This window comes from Paenibacillus sp. Root444D2, assembly GCF_001426375.1.
Classification (GTDB): domain Bacteria; phylum Bacillota; class Bacilli; order Paenibacillales; family NBRC-103111; genus Paenibacillus_E.
Genome location: NZ_LMEO01000002.1, coordinates 149,276 through 168,167, shown reverse-complemented (window position 1 = coordinate 168,167; position 18,892 = coordinate 149,276). Strand labels below are relative to the sequence as shown.

Here is an 18,892-nt window from a genome sequence, read left to right as displayed (position 1 = left end):
GATACTTGAAATTGCTGTCGGAGTGTATTACTATAAATTTATTCGTCTGCTTTCGAAGTTCATTTTTACTAAGAAAATCAACGATTTTTCATTGGATAATGTATATTTTCCGAAGAAACGGTGAAAACAGGAAGTAACGGAAGTGAGAAATCTTGGGGGGAGGTGAATGGCATGAATAAATCTGAATTGATTAACAAGGTTGCTGAAACCTCTGAGCTTTCCAAGAAAGATGCAACTAAAGCAGTTGATGCTGTTTTTGATGCAATTTCCGAAGCGCTGCAAGGCGGAGATAAAGTACAACTAGTTGGATTCGGTAACTTTGAAGTTCGTGAACGTTCTGCTCGTAAAGGACGTAATCCACAGACTGGTGATGAAATCGAAATTCCAGCAAGCAAAATTCCAGCTTTCAAACCTGGTAAAGCACTTAAAGATGGCATTCAATAATCGCGTTTTACATAACTATTGAACGTTATATATCAACAAAGCCGTGACCGCTAATAGCTGTCGCGGCTTTCTTTATTGCTAATAGAAAATGCCTTTACAATTCCAAAATCTCCTACTATAATTACAAAAGTGAATAAGTAAACCTAAGCTACAAACGGGGTATGGCGCAGCCTGGTAGCGCGCACCCTTGGGGTGGGTGAGGTCGCACGTTCGAATCGTGTTACTCCGATTATGAAAAAGACATCGAATGTCCGATGTCTTTTTCTCATGAAGAGGCTTGTTCCATAACAGATAGAACTTCTTAGAAGATTTAGGGGGAACGGTCTTGAATAAGTTGAAATTGAACACGCTCGTGAAATCGCAAGATTGGACGATGTTTGGCATTATCGCTTCTATTTACTTGGTTTGGCGCATCGGTACGGTCGGGAACTGGAGTAAGGAATGTTGGATCCTCCTGTTAATTTGTTTACTTGGTGTCCGTAAAGACCAAGTTGACGTGGATTGGACACGATTCTTCCTTTTTGGTATTCCATTACTTGGCGTATTTTATTACTTCTACGGAACAGGAAATGGTTTCTGGTGGAGAATCGCCAATTGGATGTTTGAGAATAACCGCCATCCGTGGCATTGGGATGCGTATATGAACGCTATTCCGTTGAATACGGGAGGATGGGCGAGATGGATTGCATCCCCTTTTCTAGATAAAGCGATGGTTTGGATTTATAATTACGGCTTTGTCTTATCTTTGTGGATCTGCATTGTGCGGAGCTTCTGGACACGCAGTATTAAAAAAATGCTTTCTTACGCATTATCCGGCCACATGCTGCAATTCCCGCTTATTTTGCCCTTTTACAATTTAATTTTATTGCATGAAGTCTGGTATGTTAATAAGCAGCCTGATTTATTACACCGAGTTTTTGCAGATGAAAACTCATTACTAGTGGCTACGATGAACTGTTTCCCTAGTATGCACACATCTATTTCTTTTGCTATGCTTCTTCTCGCCCTACGAGAAAAGGACCGTATATTCAAAACGATGATGGTCACATACTGCGCGGCAATCATTTTCTCAACCTTGTACCTACAAATTCATTGGCTGATTGATGTATTCGCTGGTATGCTATTTGCTTACGGCACGGTCAAGCTATCTGATTTTCTCATTCGCTTAGGATCCAAAAATGTGTTATCAACCGCATTTAAGAAATTTTACCAAAAAGGAACGAAATCAGCTTCAAATGAACTTACTGTTTAAGGTTGGTTGACTTCCCGATACTTTTTTTGGCATCATGATGTATAGGGTTGAAGTTAAGGGCAAGAACGGAGGATGGAAATGGAACAATCGAATAAATCGAATAATCCCAATACGAATGGCAATGAATATTTCGTTATTAAAGCTAAGGATAATGGTGTACATGTCATTGGTTTAACTCGTGGTCAAGATACTCGGTTTCATCATACAGAAAAGCTGGACAAGGGCGAAGTCATGATAGCTCAGTTCACGGATCATACATCCGCAGTAAAGGTTAGAGGCAAGGCAATTATTATGACCAAGTACGGTACGATTGACACAGAAGAATAATTTATAATTGTTAAAGCAGGCATAGCCTGCTTTTTTTCTTTGTACAATGGTGTATAGGGCTTGGAACTTTAGAATCCTTAGTTGTTTCGTTTTGTGCTTGCAAAGTGTAGGAGGTGCTTGTTCATGAAATGGTCGATGCGTATTGTGATGACGTTAGGTCTATCCATTATTATGGTCGTCTGTCTATCTGTACTTCCAAAGATGGATCGTTCCACAGGGTTAGGCTCGCCTTATAATTGGTCAAGCAATCGTGCAGGGGAGCTCACAAATAATAATATGGTAGATTTACTGGTGCAAGTCCCACTTCAATTGCGAATACGCAAAGTCGAGCTGAGCAGCTCCCGCATGTCCCTTGATTTGAGCTTACCGAAAAACGCGGATTCAGCAGCTGTCTATCGAGATTTATACACAATCGCACAAACCATGATCACCAAAACGAAAAATGTCAATCAAATATGGGTTCGCGTCATCGATTATTCAGGTGTTACAGATTCAACCTCTACACAGCTTGTACTAGCAATGGTTGCAGAGCGCGAATATGGGAAGGATATGGAGAAGAATGCGAATGAACTCAGCCTTATTCAACTTGAGCAGCAATTACAAAACCGTTTTCGTATCACATACACCTCTAAATGGCAGCAAAGATATCCCTTATAATTAAATGTGCTTCTATGTACGTGTTATGATATAATGACTTGAATTGAGCATGTTTTGAACATAAATGATTTGGCACACGGTTACGGAGGCTTTTGCATGAATTCTTATCGGATCCCAGAGATCGCTAAGCAATACACAGAGTATGATATGATTCAAAATCACACAGACTTGCCCGATTTTCCGGAGCTTCGCACACGTCTGTTGTTTGCATTCTTGAACGGAAACAGTAAGTTTAGTTCTTCAAGCGAGTTGTATACGCTAGCTACGTCGCTTGTTCAACTAGCGCTCGATACCCACGATTTGGTTACGGCTTCCAACGATATCAAAGAGAAAAAAGCAGCAAGATCAAGGCAGCTAAAAGTTCTTGCAGGAGATTATTTCAGTTCCCGCTTTTACAATCTCCTTGCTCAGGCAGGCCAGATCGATATGATTAAACAGTTATCGAATGCAATCTGTGAAGTCAACCGTCTTAAGATGAATATCTACATGAAAATGAAGCAATTGAAATTGACGGCAGAAGATTACATCCACCTAACCGTGGAAATTAAATCTCAGCTGTTTTTGTCTTTCTCTGAATTTATGACTGAGGTGTATGATCAAGCATGGCCTGATATCCTGAGAAGCTATGCAAAGTGTGAGGTTATATTTGAAGAAATTTTCCGCGTTGAATCTGCGGCGAATTTCAAAGACAGCTGGGGATTCTGGCACATTCTGCAGCATGGTACGAAAGAAGAACGGAAGCAGCTGCATGCGGAAGAATCCGATCAAGCCAGACTTCGTACACTCATTCATAAATATAATATTACTTCACAGCTTTATCAGATGCTGGAATCCCATACCAAGCAATTACAGTCTAAAGTACAGCAACTTGAATCAGATAAACTAATAAGTGAACTGTTTCACATTGGGGAGCCGTTTCTTCGATTCTCAGCGAAGCAGCCCAAAGTGCTAGAAGAAATTTGAGGTGACAGCCAAGATGAATATGACAAAAACAAACAGCAAAACGAATACAACCAAAACCAAAGAAGAGTTCGTGCACTCTGTCTTTGAAAGTATTGCACCCAAATATGATCTTATGAACAGTATCCTAAGCTTTCGTAGGCATAAAGCATGGCGTAAATTCACAATGAAGAAGATGAACGTGAAGCCTGGAGAGACTGCTATTGACCTATGCTGTGGTACATGCGACTGGACGATCAGTCTTGCACAGGCGAGTGGAAGCGGTAAGATGGTTGGTCTGGATTTTAGCCAAAACATGCTGGATTACGGTGCTGAGAAAATCAAGCAGCTTCACTTGGATCAGCAGATTGAGCTAATTCAAGGTAATGCGATGAGTCTTCCGTTTGACGACAATACGTTTGATTACGCAACCATCGGATTTGCTCTTCGTAATGTTCCCGATTTGGAGCAGGTCATCCGTGAAATGCAGCGTGTCGTTAAGCCAGGAGGGCTAGTTGTGTCTTTAGAGCTCTCTAAGCCAACTTGGCAGCCATTCAAGTCCATTTATTATTTTTATTTTCAACGTGTTCTGCCTTTTTTGGGCAAGCTAATTGTAAAGAAGTACGAGCAGTACAAGTGGTTGCCGGAGTCATTAATCCATTTTCCGGACCATAAACAGTTAGCCGCTATTTTTACGAACCAAGGATTGGAACATGTACAGGCTTACCCATTAACAGGCGGGGTTGCTGCCTTGCATATAGGTACCAAGGGGAAAACGAAATCAGGAGTGTAGTCAGCATATGTTTACTAAATTAAAAATTTTTTTGGAAATGATTAAATTTGAGCACAGTGTGTTTGCATTGCCATTTGCTTTCATGGGAGCAATTCTAGGGTCAGTCGTATTAAATGGACATCTGCCTAGTTGGGCCCAGATCGGTTGGATAACACTAGCTATGGTTGGAGCGAGAACGGCAGCGATGGCCTTGAATCGTGTGATTGATAAAGCCATTGACAAAAGAAATCCAAGGACGGAGAATCGAGCCATTCCCGCGGGGCTTATCTCCATTCAGCAGGTTATTATTTATATTATTATTTCGTTTGCAATGCTTTTCTGGGCAACCTCTAATTTAAGCTCTTTATCCATGAAACTGCTGCCTATTGCAGTGTTTTTTCTTGTCTTTTACTCGTACACCAAAAGATTTACATGGACTTGCCACTTTGTCTTAGGTTTGACATTAGGGTTAGCTCCGCTTGGGGGCTGGGTTGCCGTAACCGGTCAATTTACATGGTCTTCTATTATTTTTTACTTGACGGTAGTATGTTGGAGCGCTGGTTTCGATCTGATTTATGCTTGCCAAGATGCCGAGTTTGATCGGAATGAAGGTCTGCATTCCTTGCCAAGCCGATTTGGGATCAAGGCAGCCTTGAATACGGCTCGTGTCCTGCATGTACTCACAGCTGTTGGTTTAGTCACTTTGTTTTTCATTACACATTTGAGTTGGTTCTATTTAATTGGGCTCATTATCGCTTATTTTATTTTGTATAAAGAACATCGGCTTGTTTCACCGCAGGACTTGTCCAAATTAAACACAGCGTTTTTCACAATGAACGGTGTATTGAGCTTAGTGATGTTTGCCTTTACGTTACTTGATGTGTTAGTGAGTCAGCATTCATGAGCGGCAACTGGGTAGTAGGAATCACTGGTGCTAGTGGTGCTATCTATGGCGTGAGGCTTAGCCAAGTGCTGCTGGATCAAGGGTTAAACGTGCATCTCATCGTTACGGATGCAGGTTGGAGAGTACTGCATGATGAATTGGATTGGAACGCAGGCAAACGCCAAGAAATGCTGCAGGAACATTTCGGCGGACGCGCAGGTTCCTTTGACTATCATCCAATAGCTGATATTGGAGCAACCGTGGCCAGTGGATCTTTTCGGACCAAGGGCATGGTTGTTATTCCTTGCTCAATGGGAACTTTATCAGGGATCGCTCACGGTTCATCAGATAATTTATTGGAGCGAACAGCGGATGTGATGCTCAAAGAAGGAAGAAAATTAATCCTGGTTCCAAGGGAAACGCCATTACACGCCATACATTTGGAGAACATGTTAACCTTGTCGAGAATAGGCGTACGCATGCTTCCGGCTATGCCGGCCTTTTATAATCGTCCGCGCTCAATCGATGAGATGGTCGATTTTTTGGTGGGTAAAGTACTGGATAGCATGGACATTGAACATTCCTTGTACCGAAGATGGGGAGATAACAATGAGCAACCTAGACCCTAAAATACGAATTGGCCGGATTAATTATACAAACGTTTGGCCGATCTACTATTACTTTCCTGAACTTATGAATAGCTCAGAGGTCGACATTATTGAACAAGTACCAACTTCGCTTAATCAAGAAATGGCTGCTGGGAACATCGATATGGGGCCCATTTCTTCCTTTGCTTATGGAGAATCCTTTGAAAATTACGTGCTTTACCCGGATCTTTCCGTTAGCGCCTATGGAGAAGTGAATTCCATTCTATTGTTCCATGAAAAGCCGTTACGCGAAATTGCGAATGGTCATATTGTGTTGCCAACAACCTCAGCTACGTCGGTGAATTTACTTAAAATCATTCTCCAAAAATTCTATAATGGGAATCCGACTTATGAATACGCGAAACCCAATTTAGAAGAGATGATGGAAAAAGCAGACGGGGCTTTATTGATCGGAGACGATGCGATTAAAGAGAGTTGGCGCAATAAAACGTATATGATTACGGATCTTGGGCAAGAATGGGCCAAATGGACAGGACAATGGATGTCATTTGCTGTATGGGCGATTCGTAAAGAGACAACTGAGAAGTATCCGGAACTAGTTGCTGCAGCTTTTGAAGCCTTCATGGCGAGTAAAGCCCAGGCACACCAAAATCCGGAAGAGATGATACTCGAAGCACAAAGTACAGTAGGTGGGACATCTCAATATTGGCATCATTATTTTCATACACTATGTTATGATTTTGCATCGGAACAATGGGAAGGACTAGCTACGTATTACAAGTACTGTTATGAGCTTGGTTTCCTGCCGAAGCCGGTAAGCATTGGGTTATGGACAGAGAAAAAGAACGCACGGGTGACAGAATGAAAAATCTAATGGAAATCTATACAAGAAAGAAAAAGGATATAGCGGCAATCGAAAAAGAGCTCGAAGAAAGCGTGTATACAGATCATGCGATGCTTCGAGAAACTTCTATGCACTTACTGAAAGCGGGAGGGAAGCGGATTCGCCCCGTCTTTGTTCTGCTTTCAGGCGAGTTTGGGAGCTACCAGCTCCAAACGATGAAGCATGTCGCGGTACCTCTCGAGCTCATTCATATGGCATCGCTTGTTCATGATGATGTGATTGACGATGCAAACACAAGACGAGGACAATTGACGGTCCGATCCAAATGGGATAATCGGATTGCTATGTTCACGGGGGATTATATTTTTGCCAAAGCTTTAGGTGTCATTACTCAAATTCATAAGCCGGCAGTCCATCAAATTATGTCTAAAGCCATCGTAGAGATGTCAATTGGGGAAATGGAACAAATTCGTTTCTTTTTCCAATCAGAGCAAACAATTCGAGATTACTTATTACGGATTAGACGTAAAACGGCACTGTTAATTGCTATTTCATGCCAATTAGGGGCTATGGCGGCGGATGCACCTGACTGGATAAGCAGCAAGCTGTATGCTTTTGGCTATAACGTAGGTATGGTGTTTCAAATACGAGATGATATTCTGGATTTAATCGGTACGGAAAAGCAAATCGGTAAACCGCCAGGTAGCGACGTCAAACAAGGAAACATAACACTGCCTGTCCTGCTCGCGATGCAGGATCCATCCTTGAAGCCGCTCATTTTGTCTGAATTAGACCGTATACATAAGCTGGATGGACAAACCGATGTCAGTCGATTCTTGGATATGATCCGTGGCAGTGAAGGCATAGATAAAGCAGAAATACTTTCTCAGAAGTATCTCGATAAGGCCATAGCCTCTCTGGACAAGCTGCCGAATGTACAAGCCAAGAAAGATCTTATTGAAATTGCACATTTTATTGGAAATCGTTCTTATTAATGTATTGTTTCTTTGATTTGAGAAAAGCTGCCAAAAAGTGTAAACTAGTGGAGAATACATAGATTGAAGTTGAATAAGTTTATGCACAAGTTTTCTTGCGAAAACTATAAGGAGGAAGTCCTTACATGGAAAAAACATTCTTGATGGTTAAACCGGATGGCGTACAACGCGGCCTTGTAGGTGAAATTGTAAAACGCTTTGAACAGAAGGGCTTTCAATTAATCGGCAGCAAGCTAACTGTTATCTCGAGGGAGCAAGCCGAACTTCACTATGCGGAGCATAAAGGCAAAGATTTTTTCGAGAGACTTGTGACGTTTATTACGTCCGGACCCGTATTCGCGATGGTGTGGCAAGGGGAACAAGTCATTGCCCTATCCCGAACAATGATTGGGAAAACGAATTCTCTTGAAGCCGCTCCGGGAACAATACGAGGTGACTTTGCGGTACATACGCATTTAAATCTCATTCATGGTTCGGATTCACCTGAAAGCGCTGAGCGCGAAATTAGCAATTTCTTTAAATCGGACGAGCTTTTTGAATACAATAAAGTCATTCAACAATGGATCTAGTTCACAAAAATCAAAGAACCTGACATCTATAACGGATGCGGGTTCTTTTTTTTGTCGTATTATAAAGGATTTTGTTATTTGCTTACAGAATGTATGTTACTCCAGGATAAACGACTGCGTCGTCACTAGGGACAAGCTCGTTTGTCGAGGTTGATGCGAAGCAAAAGTATAAAACGTATACTTTCTTATCAACAGAAATTGACCAAGGTGGGTGGACAGCATGGAAGACCAAGATTTTTTGTTATTCATAAAAAAAGTAAAAGACCACACGTCCATTGATCTTGCTCTTTATAAAGAAGCGCAAATGAAAAGACGTCTAACAACTCTACGGATGAAGCGTGGTTATAATACGTTTGTCGCTTTTTTTGATGCGATGATGAAGGATAAAGAGCTGTTCTATGAATTTTTGGATCGTATGACGATTAATGTCTCTGAATTTTGGAGGAATCCGAATCGTTGGGAGCTCGTTGAGCAGAAATTTGTACCCGAGATGTTGAAGAAGAACAGACGCTTAAAAGTATGGAGTGCGGCTTGTTCAACAGGCGAAGAGCCTTATACGCTAGCGATGATTTTGGCAGAACAGGGAGCGCTGAATGAAGCTCATTTACATGCGACGGATATTGATGATGGCGCCCTGGAAAAAGCGCGTAAAGCGATCTACCTCGATCGTTCATTACGGGATGTGCCTGAAAAGTACGCGAAGAAATATTTCCGACAAGAGCAAATGATGTATCATATTACGGACGATCTGAAAAAATCCATTAAATTTCAAAAGCAAAACCTGCTTGTCGATACATTTGATACGGGATATGATCTGATCGTTTGCCGCAATGTGATCATTTATTTTACGGAAGAAGCAAAACATGTCCTGTACCAGAAGTTTTCTAAAGCACTGAAACCAGGTGGGTTGTTGTTCGTTGGTTCTACAGAGCAAATTTTCTCCCCAGGGCAGTATGATCTAGAACCGGCGGATACTTTCTTTTATCGCAAAAAGGGTGTATAAGATCTTCCATATATTCCAATACTAAGATGTAGCAGAAACTTATGCTTATTATGCAAGATTTCACGCTACGAATCTTAGTAACGCTTACGATGCAAGTTATTGCTAAGGCAATAACTCTTAGGAGGCAATTATGGACAAACGCAAAGTGATTACCGCTTATCGCAGGGGAATGATCTCCATTCAGGAATGTGCGCAGATATTGGGAGTCGATACGTCTCAAATCGTGGGTCTTATGAATGATCCACAGCTCTCCGAACTCCCAAGAGTCGTCCAAAAGCAGCCTATGCACGGGTAATCTTTGCTCATGACTAGATGTAGACACGCTCTCGCTAAGGGGATTCTCCCTTACGTGCGAAGCGTGTTTTTGCGTTTGTGCTGTTGCCAAACCCGAGTACCTATACTATAATGACAAAAGATAATCGCGCGTCAAAGCGCTAAAGTGTTTAACGAGAGCAATAACTCAAAAGTGTATGCTTACGAAGCTAGTGAAGCTTCGCAAAACTCATAGGGGGTAACAGATTGTGAGATATTTAACAGCAGGTGAAACGCACGGCCCGCAGCTCACTGCGATTATTGAAGGGTTTCCAAGTAATGTAACTCTAAACTTTGAAGATTTGAACTTCCAATTACATAGACGTCAAAAAGGCTACGGCCGCGGTCGTCGGATGCAGATTGAGAAAGATACTGCAACCATTGCAGGCGGTGTACGCCATGGCAAAACCACAGGAGCTCCAATAGCGCTTGTTGTTGTTAATAACGACTGGAAGCATTGGACAACGGTAATGGGGATTGAGCCGGTTGAAGAGGATAATGAAGGCAAACGTCGTTTAAACCGTCCGCGTCCTGGACATGCGGATTTAAATGGCGGCCTTAAATATAATCAAAGAGATATGCGCAACATTTTGGAGCGCTCAAGCGCACGTGAAACAACAATGCGTGTAGCTACAGGCGCTGTAGCACGCCAATTGTTGGCTGAATTCGGCATTAAAGTGGCAGGACAAGTCATTCGTATCGGTGATGTTGAAGTGCAGCGTCAAGAGCTTCCAGTCGATGAACTTATTCGCATCACGGAGGAATCTCCGGTACGTGTGGTTGATAAAGAGGCTGAAGCCAAAATGATCGCGGCAATCGATGCAGCCAAGGAAGATGGCGATACACTTGGTGGAATCGTTGAAGTTATTATTGAAGGCGTTCCTGTAGGACTTGGCAGCCATGTGCAATGGGATCGTAAGTTGGATGGTAAAATTGCGCAAGCGGTTCTTTCCATTCAAGCCTTCAAAGGTGTTGAATTTGGAATCGGCTTTGAAGCTGCTGAGCGCAGAGGTTCAAATGTTCATGACGAGATTCTATACTCGCAAGAAGATGGCTTTAGTCGCAGAACGAACCGCGCAGGCGGATTCGAAGGCGGAATGACAACTGGTGAGCAAATTATCGTGCGCGGTGTCATGAAACCAATCTCGACACTCTACAAGCCGCTGCAGAGCGTTGATATTGATACGAAGGAAGTAATCTCAGCTCAAGTAGAGCGTTCGGATACTTGCGCGGTTCCGGCTGCAGGCGTAATTATGGAGAATGTGATTGCTTGGGAAGTAGCGAATGCTTTCTTGGATAAATTCGGCGGCGATTCGATCGAGGAAATTCGTGCGAACTTAACCAACTTCTTAGCCCAAGTGGAGAGCTATTAATATGAGAGAGCTCACCGTAGATCTTGGAGAACGGTCTTATCCTATTTATATCGGCCAAGGCATTCTTAACGATATCACGGCTCTGTTTGACCGGGCGAAGCTTAGCCGCAAATCGCCATTACTCGTAGTCACCGATGAATCGGTGGCTGCGCTTCACCTGGAGCGCGTCTTGACGCTGCTCCGTGAGGGCGGCTTCGCCGCCACGGCCTGCGTCGTGCCCGCAGGCGAAACGTCCAAATCCCTCGCGCAGCTTGAGGGAATAGTCACCGCCGCCCTCCAGGCGGGCCTCGATCGCAGTTCTGCGATCGTCGCCCTTGGAGGAGGCGTGGTCGGTGATCTCGCCGGCTTCGCTGCGGCGAGCTTCATGCGCGGGATCCGCTTCGTGCAGATCCCGACAACGATCCTTGCCCACGACAGTTCTGTCGGCGGCAAGGTCGCGGTCAACCATCCGATGGCGAAGAACATCATCGGGGCGTTCCACCAGCCCGAGCTCGTTCTCTTCGACATCGACTTGCTTCTAACATTGCCGCCCCGCCAGGTGAAGGCGGGCCTCTCGGAAGTGATCAAGCATGGCTTGATCTGGGATGCTGTTTTCACAAAGTGGTGCGACGACAATGCGGAGAAGCTGCTTGCCTTAGATCCGGAAGCGCTGAGTTACGCGCTTTACATAGGTTGTAAAGTCAAATCTATCGTTGTATCCCAAGATGAGCGCGAGAATGATTTACGTGCCATCTTGAATCTCGGCCATACGATTGGTCACGCCTTGGAAGCAGTAGCTGGTTATGGCGAACTGCTGCATGGTGAAGCAATTGCAATCGGCATGGTGGGTGCTGCTAAGTTAGCTCAGCAGTTCGGATATGCCGAGGATATCCATACGGTTACGAAGGGTCTCTTCGAGAAATATGGATTACCTGTCTGCATTCCGCCTCATTTGGACACGGATAGCATCATGAGCGCCATGATGCACGATAAGAAATTCAAAGAAGGCACAATGGTCTACATCATTCCGATGGAAATCGGCAAAGTAGAAATCCGTAAGGATGTTACGGTAGAGCAAGTCCGACAAATTGTTGAGCTTTTAAAAGGGGAGAGTTAGCCGATGTTCTTAAGGGGAATTCGTGGAGCGACGACGGTTGAACACAATGAGGCTCAGGAGATTTTAACCGCTACCGGTGAACTGCTTGCAGCAATTGTAGATGCCAATGATTTTCGTCCTGAAGATATTTGTTCCGTTTTCATTACAGTAACAGAGGATATTACAGCTACATTCCCGGCTCGGGCGATCCGTACGATGATCGGTTGGGAACTAGTCCCGCTAATGTGTTCACTGGAAGTTCCAGTTGAGAACTCATTGCCTAAGTGTATCCGTTTAATGGTGCAGGTCAACACAACCAAAAGCCAAGCTGAGATCAACCATATTTACTTGAAGGAAGCTAAAGCGCTGCGCCCTGATATTGTTAAATTGACAAATGAAGCAACACGGTAGTATAGTGTGATTAGATGAGTTTAGGTAAGTAGAGAAGCATTTAGTCGAGTAGAGCTTAGCCCAGTTGAGATGAGAAAAGGTAACATAGGTTTGTGTGAAGATAAGAGCGACTCTATTCGAGGGCGTCTGTTTGTTCATACGTAGCCATGGCTTCTTTTTTCATATTCTATTGAACTTCTACTTTAACTAAAGTCAACCTCTACTTCGGTAGAGGTTTTTTTGTATTCGAATAGAGTTTTGTGCACCACTGAGATCGACGAGTCGCACAAGCTGAGAGGGGATGTTTCCATGTATACACCTGAAATTCAAGAAGTTATTCGTTTGGCTAAAGATTATAATCTCATTCCTGTTGTGCGCCATTTATTAGCAGATACTGAAACCCCAATACGTGTATTTCAACATCTTTACCAAGAACCGCGTGCGTTCCTCTTAGAAAGTGTTGAGGGCGGCGTGAAATGGGCCCGTTATTCCTTTATCGGCAGCGATCCCTTCTTGATGATTAAAGCGAAGCATGGGAAAACCATGGTAGAAACACAATCCGAGAATAAGGTTTTGGACGAGAAGCCAATCGATGTGTTGAAAGCCTATCTGAGATCCTACTCCAGTCCTCAGCTTGCGGACTTGCCGCGTTTTACAGGTGGTGCTGTCGGATTCTTCGGATACGATCTGCTTCAGTACTATGAGAAACTCCCAGCTCATCAAATTGATGATTTACAAATGAATGACATTCAATTCATGTTCTGCGATCAAGTCATTGTTTTCGATCATTTTAAACAGCAGATCAAAGTGATTGCTAATGTTCACGTACAACCTTTTGCAACGGATGCTGACATTGTAAAAGCGTATCATGCGACTTGTGAGAAAATTGATGCCACAATCGAGAAGATCAAGCGCCCGCTTGGCTCCGAGACGATGACTCACAACCCGATTGTATCGGAACCAGATCTCGGTGATATTCGATCCAACATCACAAAAGAAAAGTATATGTCCAACGTGAATAAAGCAAAGGAGTACATTCGAGCCGGTGATATTTTTCAAGTCGTGTTGTCGCAGCGTTTTGAAATGGAAACGACCGTTTCGCCTTTGCAAGTGTATCGCGTACTGCGTACGATGAATCCTTCTCCCTACATGTATGTACTCAAAATGGATGATGAAGTCGTCGTTGGCACATCGCCGGAGCTGTTGGTTCGCGTTGAAGAAGAGAAGGTAGAGACGCGCCCAATTGCTGGTACAAGACCGAGAGGAAAGACGCCAGAAGAAGATCTTGCTCTGGAAAAAGAATTGCTCGCAGATGAGAAAGAACGCGCTGAGCACTTGATGCTAGTTGACTTAGGTCGCAATGACATCGGGCGTGTATCGGAATTCGGAACTGTGAAGTGTGATACGTTCATGGACATTGAACGGTATTCACATGTCATGCATATCGTTTCAAATGTTTCTGGTAAAATTGCAAAAGACAAAGATTTCTTCGATGCTTTTCTTTCCTGTATGCCTGCAGGGACGGTGTCTGGAGCGCCAAAGCTGAGAGCTATGGAGATTATTGCTGAGCTGGAACCAGAATCTCGCGGTGCTTATGCCGGAGCGATTGGTTACCTAGGTTTTTCGGGGAATTTGGATACTTGTATTACGATCCGTACGATTATTTTCAAAAATGGCAAAGCCTATGTGCAAGCCGGAGCCGGTATTGTATGGGATTCTGTTCCTGAAAGTGAATACCAGGAGACGGTTAATAAAGCGACAGCTTTGCTTAAATCAATTCGGATGGCAGAGGCCATGTTCAGCCCTGAGCCTAGACCTGTTAGCGATATTAACAAAGATTACTTTGTTAACTCTTAAGGGAGAGAAGGAAAGGAGACTCTAGTCATGAGTAGACTTATTCATATACAGCAAGCGCTCGGGAAAGTCATTGGCGGTAGTCATTTGTCACGTGAGGAAGCGCGCGGCGTCATGTCTGAAATTATGGACGGTGCAGCAACTTCGGCTCAAATCGGCAGCCTGCTTACAGCACTCCGGATCAAAGGAGAGACGCTGGAGGAGATTACAGGCTTCGCAGAAGCGATGCGGAGCAAAGCCGTTCAGGTTAACGTACTTCAGAATGATCTGCTGGATACATGCGGAACTGGCGGAGATGGGGCAGAGACGTTCAATATCTCCACAACAGCAGCGATCGTCGCATCAGCTGGCGGGATTCGCGTAGCGAAACATGGCAATCGGGCGATGTCGAGCAAAAGCGGAAGCGCAGATGTCCTTGAAGCTCTTGGCGTGAAGATTACGTTAAGCGGTGAACAAGCGGCTAAATGCTTAGATAAAACAGGCATTTGCTTTATGTTTGCTCAAGCGTACCATCAATCCATGAAGCATGTGGCGGCACCTCGGCGTGAGCTGGGCTTCAGAACGGTATTCAACTTGCTGGGACCATTAACCAATCCTGCAGGCGCTGACCGTCAAGTGCTTGGTGTTTTCGACAGTACGAAGACAGAGCTGATTGCGCAAGCGCTGCAAGCTCTTGGACTGAAACGAGCATTGGTCATTGCAAGCGAGGATGGATTGGATGAATTCAGCATTTCGGCACCTACGAAAGTAACGGAACTGAAAGCTGACACCATTAGTACTTATATCATTACTCCGGATGATCTTGGTTTACGCGCACATAGCATCAAAGATGTAGCGGGTGGAGATGCGATACTAAATGCTGAAATCATTCGTCATATTTTTGCTGGTGAGAAGGGCCCTTATCGCGATATCGTACTTGCAAACGCAGCAGCCTGCTTCTATGTGACTGGGCAAGTCGGAACTCTTCAACAGGGTGTGAAATTAGCGGCTGATGTCATTGATTCAGGCCGTGCGGAACAAAAATTGAACGATTTAATCCAATATACAGGAGAATTATGCCATGTTTCTTGATAAAATTGTTGCCACTAAGCGGGCAGAGGTTGAAGCGATGAGCAGCTTTTCGATCAATGATGCTGAGAGGTTAATCTCGGACCTGCCTCCTTGTTTAGGCTTTGAACAAGCGTTAACTACACGCAAAAACCGTGCGATGGGTCTAATTGCCGAGGTGAAGAAGGCTTCCCCGTCCAAAGGGTTGATTCGTGATGATTTTGAACCGGTTCTATTGGCGGAAGCCTATGAAAGAGCTGGGGCAGATTGTATCTCCGTTCTGACGGATGTGGACTACTTCCAAGGCAGTAACGAGTACTTGAAAGCTGTTCGTAAGGCAGTGAATGTACCATTGCTTCGTAAGGATTTCACCATTGATCCGAAGCAAATTTATGAAGCGCGCTTGATTGGAGCTGATGCAATCTTACTGATTGCTGCCATTTTAACGACAGATCAAATGAAGCAGTATCTGAGGCTTGCTAGTGATCTAGGTCTAGATGCACTCGTGGAGGTCCATGATCGCGAAGAACTGGAACGTGCGCTGGAATTGGATACTCAATTGATTGGCGTCAACAATCGGAATTTGAAAACATTTGTTACCGACTTAGGTACAACTGAGGAACTGATTCAATTCATTCCCGCAGGGAAAACCATTGTCAGTGAAAGTGGCATTTCTACCGTTAAAGATATGGCTTATTTACAGCAAGTTGGTGCTCAAGCCGTTTTAATCGGCGAGCATTTCATGCGTCAACCTATTGTTGAGCAGGCTGTTCATGATCTTATGGGGACGAGGGTTCAAAGGGCGAAGTAGTTGAAGGAGAAAGAGGCGAATTTGATGGCTGTGGGGACAGTTCCAACGGTAAAAATTTGTGGACTTCAAAGCGTTGAAGTGTTAAAATCAATCGTGCATTTGCCGATAGCACATATCGGTTTTGTTTTTGCACCGAGCAAGCGGCAAGTTACGGCAGAGAAGGCTGGAGAACTGATTTCCTATTTGAAATCAGAAGAGGCTAAAGGGGTAGCTATCCCATTAACCGTAGGGGTATTCGTTAATCCGAGCAAGGAGCAGTTAACCGACATTCTAGCGGTGGCGCCTCTTGATGTCGTACAGTTACATAATCAGGAAACACCTGATTTTTGCCGATGGGTTCGTGAACATTTTCAGGTGAAAGTGTTCAAGTCCGTTTCGATTTCCAAGACAGAAAATAAAATCCCCAATTTGGAGGATGTAGCCGCGCAGCTTGACCCTTATATAGGGACAGTCGATGCTGTTTTGCTGGATACATTCGACCCTGTTTATGGTGGAGGATCAGGCAAAACTTTTGCTTGGAACTGCATTCCTGTTTATCAGGAGTGGGCGCGCTCAGCAGGAGTGGCGCTGCTAGTAGCAGGCGGGCTTCAACCTGATAATGTTGATCAACTAGTAACAGCCTATTACCCCGATGGCGTAGATGTTTCCAGCGGCGTTGAGACCGATGGCGTAAAAGATATAGCCAAAATTACAGCATTTGTGGAAAGGGTGACTCGAAAGTGACGCAAGTACCTGACCAGCATGGCAGATTCGGCAAGTTCGGCGGCCGTTATGTACCTGAGACGTTGATGAACGCTTTGATTGAGCTTGAAGAAGCTTATGAACAATATAAAGATGATCCTGAATTTATTGCCGAGGTGCGCTACCTACAAAAGCAATATTCGGGCCGGCCAACACCGCTTTACTATGCAGAGCGACTTTCTGAGCTTTTGGGCGGAGCCAAAATTTATTTGAAGCGTGAGGATTTGAACCATACAGGTGCTCACAAAATTAATAACACCATTGGGCAAGCGGTTCTCGCTAAACGAATGGGGAAGAAGAAGATTATAGCGGAAACTGGCGCTGGTCAGCATGGTGTTGCATCAGCAACTGTAGCTGCTTTAATGGGATTTGAGTGTAAAGTATTCATGGGTGAGGAAGACACGAAGCGTCAGCAGTTAAATGTATTCCGCATGAAATTGCTCGGATCCGATGTCATTCCTGTTACGTCTGGTACACGTACGTTGAAAGATGCTTGTAATGAAACGCTACGTTACTGGGTTAGCAATGTTCAGGATACTTATTATATCCTAGGGTCCGTTACAGGACCGCATCCTTACCCTATGATGGTACGTGATTTCCAACGTGTCATTGGCGATGAGTCACGTGAGCAAATCCTTGAAACCGAAGGCAGATTGCCGGATGCTGTAATTGCTTGTGTAGGCGGAGGCAGTAACGCGATGGGTATTTTCTACCCGTTCGTCCAAGATGAATCCGTGAAACTCATTGGCGTGGAAGCGGCTGGCCGCGGTATTCACACCGAGGAACATGCAGCTACAATGACCAAGGGAACTCCTGGCGTTTTCCAAGGCTCACTTAGCTATTTACTGCAGGATGAGTATGGTCAAGTACTGCCGGCTCACTCAATTTCAGCAGGCTTAGATTACCCTGGGATTGGACCGGAGCATTCCTACCTCAAAGATATTGAGCGAGCTACTTATTATCCGATTTCGGATCAGGAAGCACTAGATGCACTTCAACTGCTTAGCCGTACAGAAGGAATAATTCCAGCCTTAGAGAGTGCACATGCCATTGCTCAAACGGTTAAAATAGCTCCTACCATGTCCAAGGATGAAATTATTATCGTAAATCTTTCTGGACGTGGCGATAAAGATGTTGAATCCATTATGAGCTATCTCGGCATGGGGAGGGAATAAGCGATGAACCGTATTGATAGTCGATTTGCCGAGCTCAAAGAGCGCGGGGAAACAGCGATGATTCCTTTCTTGACCATCGGAGATCCTTCCCTTGAAGCATCTCTTGAGCTTATTCTGGAAATGGAGCGCGCAGGTGCCGACTTGATCGAGCTAGGTGTTCCTTATTCCGATCCGTTAGCTGACGGTCCTGTGATTCAACGTTCCTCTGAACGTGCTTTACAGCGCAAAATTTCAATCTTTGATGTCATGGATGTCGCTCGTCAGGCGAGAAACAGAGGTTCTAAGCTGCCTTTCATTCTTTTTACGTATTATAATCCAGTTTTACAAATTGGACTGGATCGCATTTTCAAAGTGATGCAGGACAATGAAATCAGCGGCATTATTATTCCTGATCTTCCGTTGGAAGAAGACAGTGAGACAAGAGCGATTGCTGAAGCTAATGGGATTCATCTAATCCCGTTGGTTGCACCAACATCCAATGAGCGCGTGAAGCGAATTGCTGCTGGAGCTCGCGGATTCGTCTATTGTGTATCATCATTAGGAGTAACAGGCGAGCGCGCCGAATTCTTCGGAGGCATCGAGGAATTCCTTGCAACGGTACGGGAAGCTGCTAGTGTTCCGATTGTCGTCGGCTTCGGTATTTCGAATCGCGAGCAAGTTAAGCGCTTTGAGAAGCTTTGTGATGGAGTCGTAGTAGGAAGTGCCATTGTACGAACGATTGAGAACGTACTGCCTCAACTAGAAGCCAATGCTGCACATCCGGAAGGACTCTTGCAAATTCGTAACTTTGTGGGACAATTAAAACGTTCGGACATATAATT

22 protein-coding genes and 1 tRNA gene are annotated in these 18,892 nt (G+C 44.3%); all 23 read left to right on the top strand.

Annotation, left to right across the window (positions count from 1 at the left end; genetic code table 11):
* The first annotated feature begins 171 nt into the window (after nucleotides 1-171).
* The 23 genes from ASD40_RS02800 to trpA all read left to right on the top strand — a co-directional run bounded on the left by ASD40_RS02800 (nucleotide 172) and on the right by trpA (nucleotide 18,890).
* Nucleotides 172-444 (top strand): HU family DNA-binding protein, encoded by a 273-nt coding sequence (locus tag ASD40_RS02800; RefSeq protein ID WP_029193008.1) that lies wholly within the window; start codon nucleotides 172-174, stop codon nucleotides 442-444.
* A gap of 155 nt (nucleotides 445-599) precedes the next feature.
* Nucleotides 600-673: transfer RNA gene (locus tag ASD40_RS02795), tRNA-Pro, on the top strand.
* Nucleotides 674-769: 96 nt separating this feature from the next.
* Nucleotides 770-1,696 carry a phosphatase PAP2 family protein gene (locus tag ASD40_RS02790; protein ID WP_057301813.1) on the top strand — a complete coding sequence of 309 codons (927 nt, stop codon included), beginning with the start codon at nucleotides 770-772 and terminating at the stop codon, nucleotides 1,694-1,696.
* 78 nt (nucleotides 1,697-1,774) lie between these two features.
* On the top strand, nucleotides 1,775-2,023 hold the full coding sequence (mtrB, locus tag ASD40_RS02785) for a trp RNA-binding attenuation protein MtrB (RefSeq protein ID WP_057301812.1): 249 nt from the start codon (nucleotides 1,775-1,777) through the stop codon (nucleotides 2,021-2,023).
* 123 nt (nucleotides 2,024-2,146) lie between these two features.
* Nucleotides 2,147-2,680, top strand: coding sequence for a hypothetical protein (locus ASD40_RS02780; protein WP_057301811.1), 534 nt, complete (start codon nucleotides 2,147-2,149; stop codon nucleotides 2,678-2,680).
* A 96-nt stretch (nucleotides 2,681-2,776) separates the two neighbouring features.
* Nucleotides 2,777-3,643, top strand: coding sequence for a heptaprenyl diphosphate synthase component 1 (locus ASD40_RS02775; RefSeq protein WP_057301810.1), 867 nt, complete (start codon nucleotides 2,777-2,779; stop codon nucleotides 3,641-3,643).
* A 19-nt stretch (nucleotides 3,644-3,662) separates the two neighbouring features.
* Nucleotides 3,663-4,412, top strand: a complete 750-nt coding sequence (locus ASD40_RS02770; protein ID WP_057301861.1) for a demethylmenaquinone methyltransferase — start codon at nucleotides 3,663-3,665, stop codon at nucleotides 4,410-4,412.
* Nucleotides 4,413-4,419: 7 nt separating this feature from the next.
* A complete protein-coding gene (locus tag ASD40_RS02765; RefSeq protein ID WP_029193013.1) occupies nucleotides 4,420-5,295 on the top strand; it encodes a UbiA-like polyprenyltransferase in 876 nt (291 codons plus the stop codon).
* Nucleotides 5,292-5,903, top strand: a complete 612-nt coding sequence (locus ASD40_RS02760) for a UbiX family flavin prenyltransferase (RefSeq protein ID WP_057301809.1) — start codon at nucleotides 5,292-5,294, stop codon at nucleotides 5,901-5,903. The genes ASD40_RS02765 and ASD40_RS02760 overlap by 4 nt, the downstream gene beginning before the upstream one ends.
* The gene (locus tag ASD40_RS02755) at nucleotides 5,884-6,747 is read left to right on the top strand and encodes a menaquinone biosynthetic enzyme MqnA/MqnD family protein (RefSeq protein ID WP_057301808.1); all 864 of its coding nucleotides are present in this window, start codon (nucleotides 5,884-5,886) and stop codon (nucleotides 6,745-6,747) included. Before ASD40_RS02760 ends, ASD40_RS02755 begins: the two co-directional genes overlap by 20 nt.
* Nucleotides 6,744-7,721 carry a polyprenyl synthetase family protein gene (locus ASD40_RS02750; RefSeq protein ID WP_057301807.1) on the top strand — a complete coding sequence of 326 codons (978 nt, stop codon included), beginning with the start codon at nucleotides 6,744-6,746 and terminating at the stop codon, nucleotides 7,719-7,721. Before ASD40_RS02755 ends, ASD40_RS02750 begins: the two co-directional genes overlap by 4 nt.
* Before the next feature lie 125 nt (nucleotides 7,722-7,846).
* Nucleotides 7,847-8,290 (top strand): nucleoside-diphosphate kinase, encoded by a 444-nt coding sequence (gene ndk / locus ASD40_RS02745; RefSeq protein WP_047674192.1) that lies wholly within the window; start codon nucleotides 7,847-7,849, stop codon nucleotides 8,288-8,290.
* Between the two features lie 220 nt (nucleotides 8,291-8,510).
* Nucleotides 8,511-9,293 (top strand): CheR family methyltransferase, encoded by a 783-nt coding sequence (locus tag ASD40_RS02740; RefSeq protein WP_057301806.1) that lies wholly within the window; start codon nucleotides 8,511-8,513, stop codon nucleotides 9,291-9,293.
* A 130-nt stretch (nucleotides 9,294-9,423) separates the two neighbouring features.
* Nucleotides 9,424-9,588 (top strand): hypothetical protein, encoded by a 165-nt coding sequence (locus tag ASD40_RS38130; RefSeq protein WP_164484213.1) that lies wholly within the window; start codon nucleotides 9,424-9,426, stop codon nucleotides 9,586-9,588.
* 226 nt (nucleotides 9,589-9,814) lie between these two features.
* Complete coding sequence (gene aroC, locus ASD40_RS02735; RefSeq protein ID WP_057301805.1) at nucleotides 9,815-10,978, top strand: chorismate synthase; 1,164 nt, start codon at nucleotides 9,815-9,817, stop codon at nucleotides 10,976-10,978.
* 1 nt (nucleotide 10,979) lies between these two features.
* On the top strand, nucleotides 10,980-12,074 hold the full coding sequence (gene aroB / locus ASD40_RS02730; RefSeq protein WP_057301804.1) for a 3-dehydroquinate synthase: 1,095 nt from the start codon (nucleotides 10,980-10,982) through the stop codon (nucleotides 12,072-12,074).
* A gap of 3 nt (nucleotides 12,075-12,077) precedes the next feature.
* Nucleotides 12,078-12,464: a chorismate mutase gene (gene aroH / locus ASD40_RS02725; protein ID WP_057301803.1), complete on the top strand. Its 387-nt coding sequence runs from the start codon at nucleotides 12,078-12,080 to the stop codon at nucleotides 12,462-12,464.
* 288 nt (nucleotides 12,465-12,752) lie between these two features.
* Nucleotides 12,753-14,300 (top strand): anthranilate synthase component I, encoded by a 1,548-nt coding sequence (gene trpE / locus ASD40_RS02720; protein ID WP_057301802.1) that lies wholly within the window; start codon nucleotides 12,753-12,755, stop codon nucleotides 14,298-14,300.
* Nucleotides 14,301-14,327: 27 nt separating this feature from the next.
* Nucleotides 14,328-15,368 (top strand): anthranilate phosphoribosyltransferase, encoded by a 1,041-nt coding sequence (gene trpD, locus ASD40_RS02715; protein WP_057301801.1) that lies wholly within the window; start codon nucleotides 14,328-14,330, stop codon nucleotides 15,366-15,368.
* A complete protein-coding gene (gene trpC, locus ASD40_RS02710; RefSeq protein ID WP_057301800.1) occupies nucleotides 15,358-16,155 on the top strand; it encodes an indole-3-glycerol phosphate synthase TrpC in 798 nt (265 codons plus the stop codon). The genes trpD and trpC overlap by 11 nt, the downstream gene beginning before the upstream one ends.
* 24 nt (nucleotides 16,156-16,179) lie before the next feature.
* Nucleotides 16,180-16,878 carry a phosphoribosylanthranilate isomerase gene (locus ASD40_RS02705; RefSeq protein WP_057301799.1) on the top strand — a complete coding sequence of 233 codons (699 nt, stop codon included), beginning with the start codon at nucleotides 16,180-16,182 and terminating at the stop codon, nucleotides 16,876-16,878.
* Entirely contained in the window at nucleotides 16,875-18,071 is a 1,197-nt protein-coding gene (gene trpB / locus ASD40_RS02700; RefSeq protein WP_057301798.1) for a tryptophan synthase subunit beta, read from the top strand. Before ASD40_RS02705 ends, trpB begins: the two co-directional genes overlap by 4 nt.
* A 3-nt stretch (nucleotides 18,072-18,074) precedes the next feature.
* Nucleotides 18,075-18,890: a tryptophan synthase subunit alpha gene (trpA, locus tag ASD40_RS02695; RefSeq protein ID WP_057301797.1), complete on the top strand. Its 816-nt coding sequence runs from the start codon at nucleotides 18,075-18,077 to the stop codon at nucleotides 18,888-18,890.
* Nucleotides 18,891-18,892 lie beyond the last annotated feature (2 nt).

Bases quoted from the DNA above. Each gene is read 5' to 3' on its own strand.
- ASD40_RS02800 (WP_029193008.1), top strand. From the start codon at position 172: ATGAATAAATCTGAATTGATTAACAAGGTTGCTGAAACCTCTGAGCTT.
- mtrB (WP_057301812.1), top strand. From the start codon at position 1,775: ATGGAACAATCGAATAAATCGAATAATCCCAATACGAATGGCAATGAA.
- ASD40_RS02780 (WP_057301811.1), top strand. From the start codon at position 2,147: ATGAAATGGTCGATGCGTATTGTGATGACGTTAGGTCTATCCATTATT.
- ASD40_RS02775 (WP_057301810.1), top strand. From the start codon at position 2,777: ATGAATTCTTATCGGATCCCAGAGATCGCTAAGCAATACACAGAGTAT.
- ASD40_RS02770 (WP_057301861.1), top strand. From the start codon at position 3,663: ATGACAAAAACAAACAGCAAAACGAATACAACCAAAACCAAAGAAGAG.
- ASD40_RS02765 (WP_029193013.1), top strand. From the start codon at position 4,420: ATGTTTACTAAATTAAAAATTTTTTTGGAAATGATTAAATTTGAGCAC.
- ASD40_RS02760 (WP_057301809.1), top strand. From the start codon at position 5,292: ATGAGCGGCAACTGGGTAGTAGGAATCACTGGTGCTAGTGGTGCTATC.
- ASD40_RS02755 (WP_057301808.1), top strand. From the start codon at position 5,884: ATGAGCAACCTAGACCCTAAAATACGAATTGGCCGGATTAATTATACA.
- ASD40_RS02750 (WP_057301807.1), top strand. From the start codon at position 6,744: ATGAAAAATCTAATGGAAATCTATACAAGAAAGAAAAAGGATATAGCG.
- ndk (WP_047674192.1), top strand. From the start codon at position 7,847: ATGGAAAAAACATTCTTGATGGTTAAACCGGATGGCGTACAACGCGGC.
- ASD40_RS02740 (WP_057301806.1), top strand. From the start codon at position 8,511: ATGGAAGACCAAGATTTTTTGTTATTCATAAAAAAAGTAAAAGACCAC.
- ASD40_RS38130 (WP_164484213.1), top strand. From the start codon at position 9,424: ATGGACAAACGCAAAGTGATTACCGCTTATCGCAGGGGAATGATCTCC.
- aroB (WP_057301804.1), top strand. From the start codon at position 10,980: ATGAGAGAGCTCACCGTAGATCTTGGAGAACGGTCTTATCCTATTTAT.
- aroH (WP_057301803.1), top strand. From the start codon at position 12,078: ATGTTCTTAAGGGGAATTCGTGGAGCGACGACGGTTGAACACAATGAG.
- trpE (WP_057301802.1), top strand. From the start codon at position 12,753: ATGTATACACCTGAAATTCAAGAAGTTATTCGTTTGGCTAAAGATTAT.
- trpD (WP_057301801.1), top strand. From the start codon at position 14,328: ATGAGTAGACTTATTCATATACAGCAAGCGCTCGGGAAAGTCATTGGC.
- trpC (WP_057301800.1), top strand. From the start codon at position 15,358: ATGTTTCTTGATAAAATTGTTGCCACTAAGCGGGCAGAGGTTGAAGCG.
- ASD40_RS02705 (WP_057301799.1), top strand. From the start codon at position 16,180: ATGGCTGTGGGGACAGTTCCAACGGTAAAAATTTGTGGACTTCAAAGC.
- trpA (WP_057301797.1), top strand. From the start codon at position 18,075: ATGAACCGTATTGATAGTCGATTTGCCGAGCTCAAAGAGCGCGGGGAA.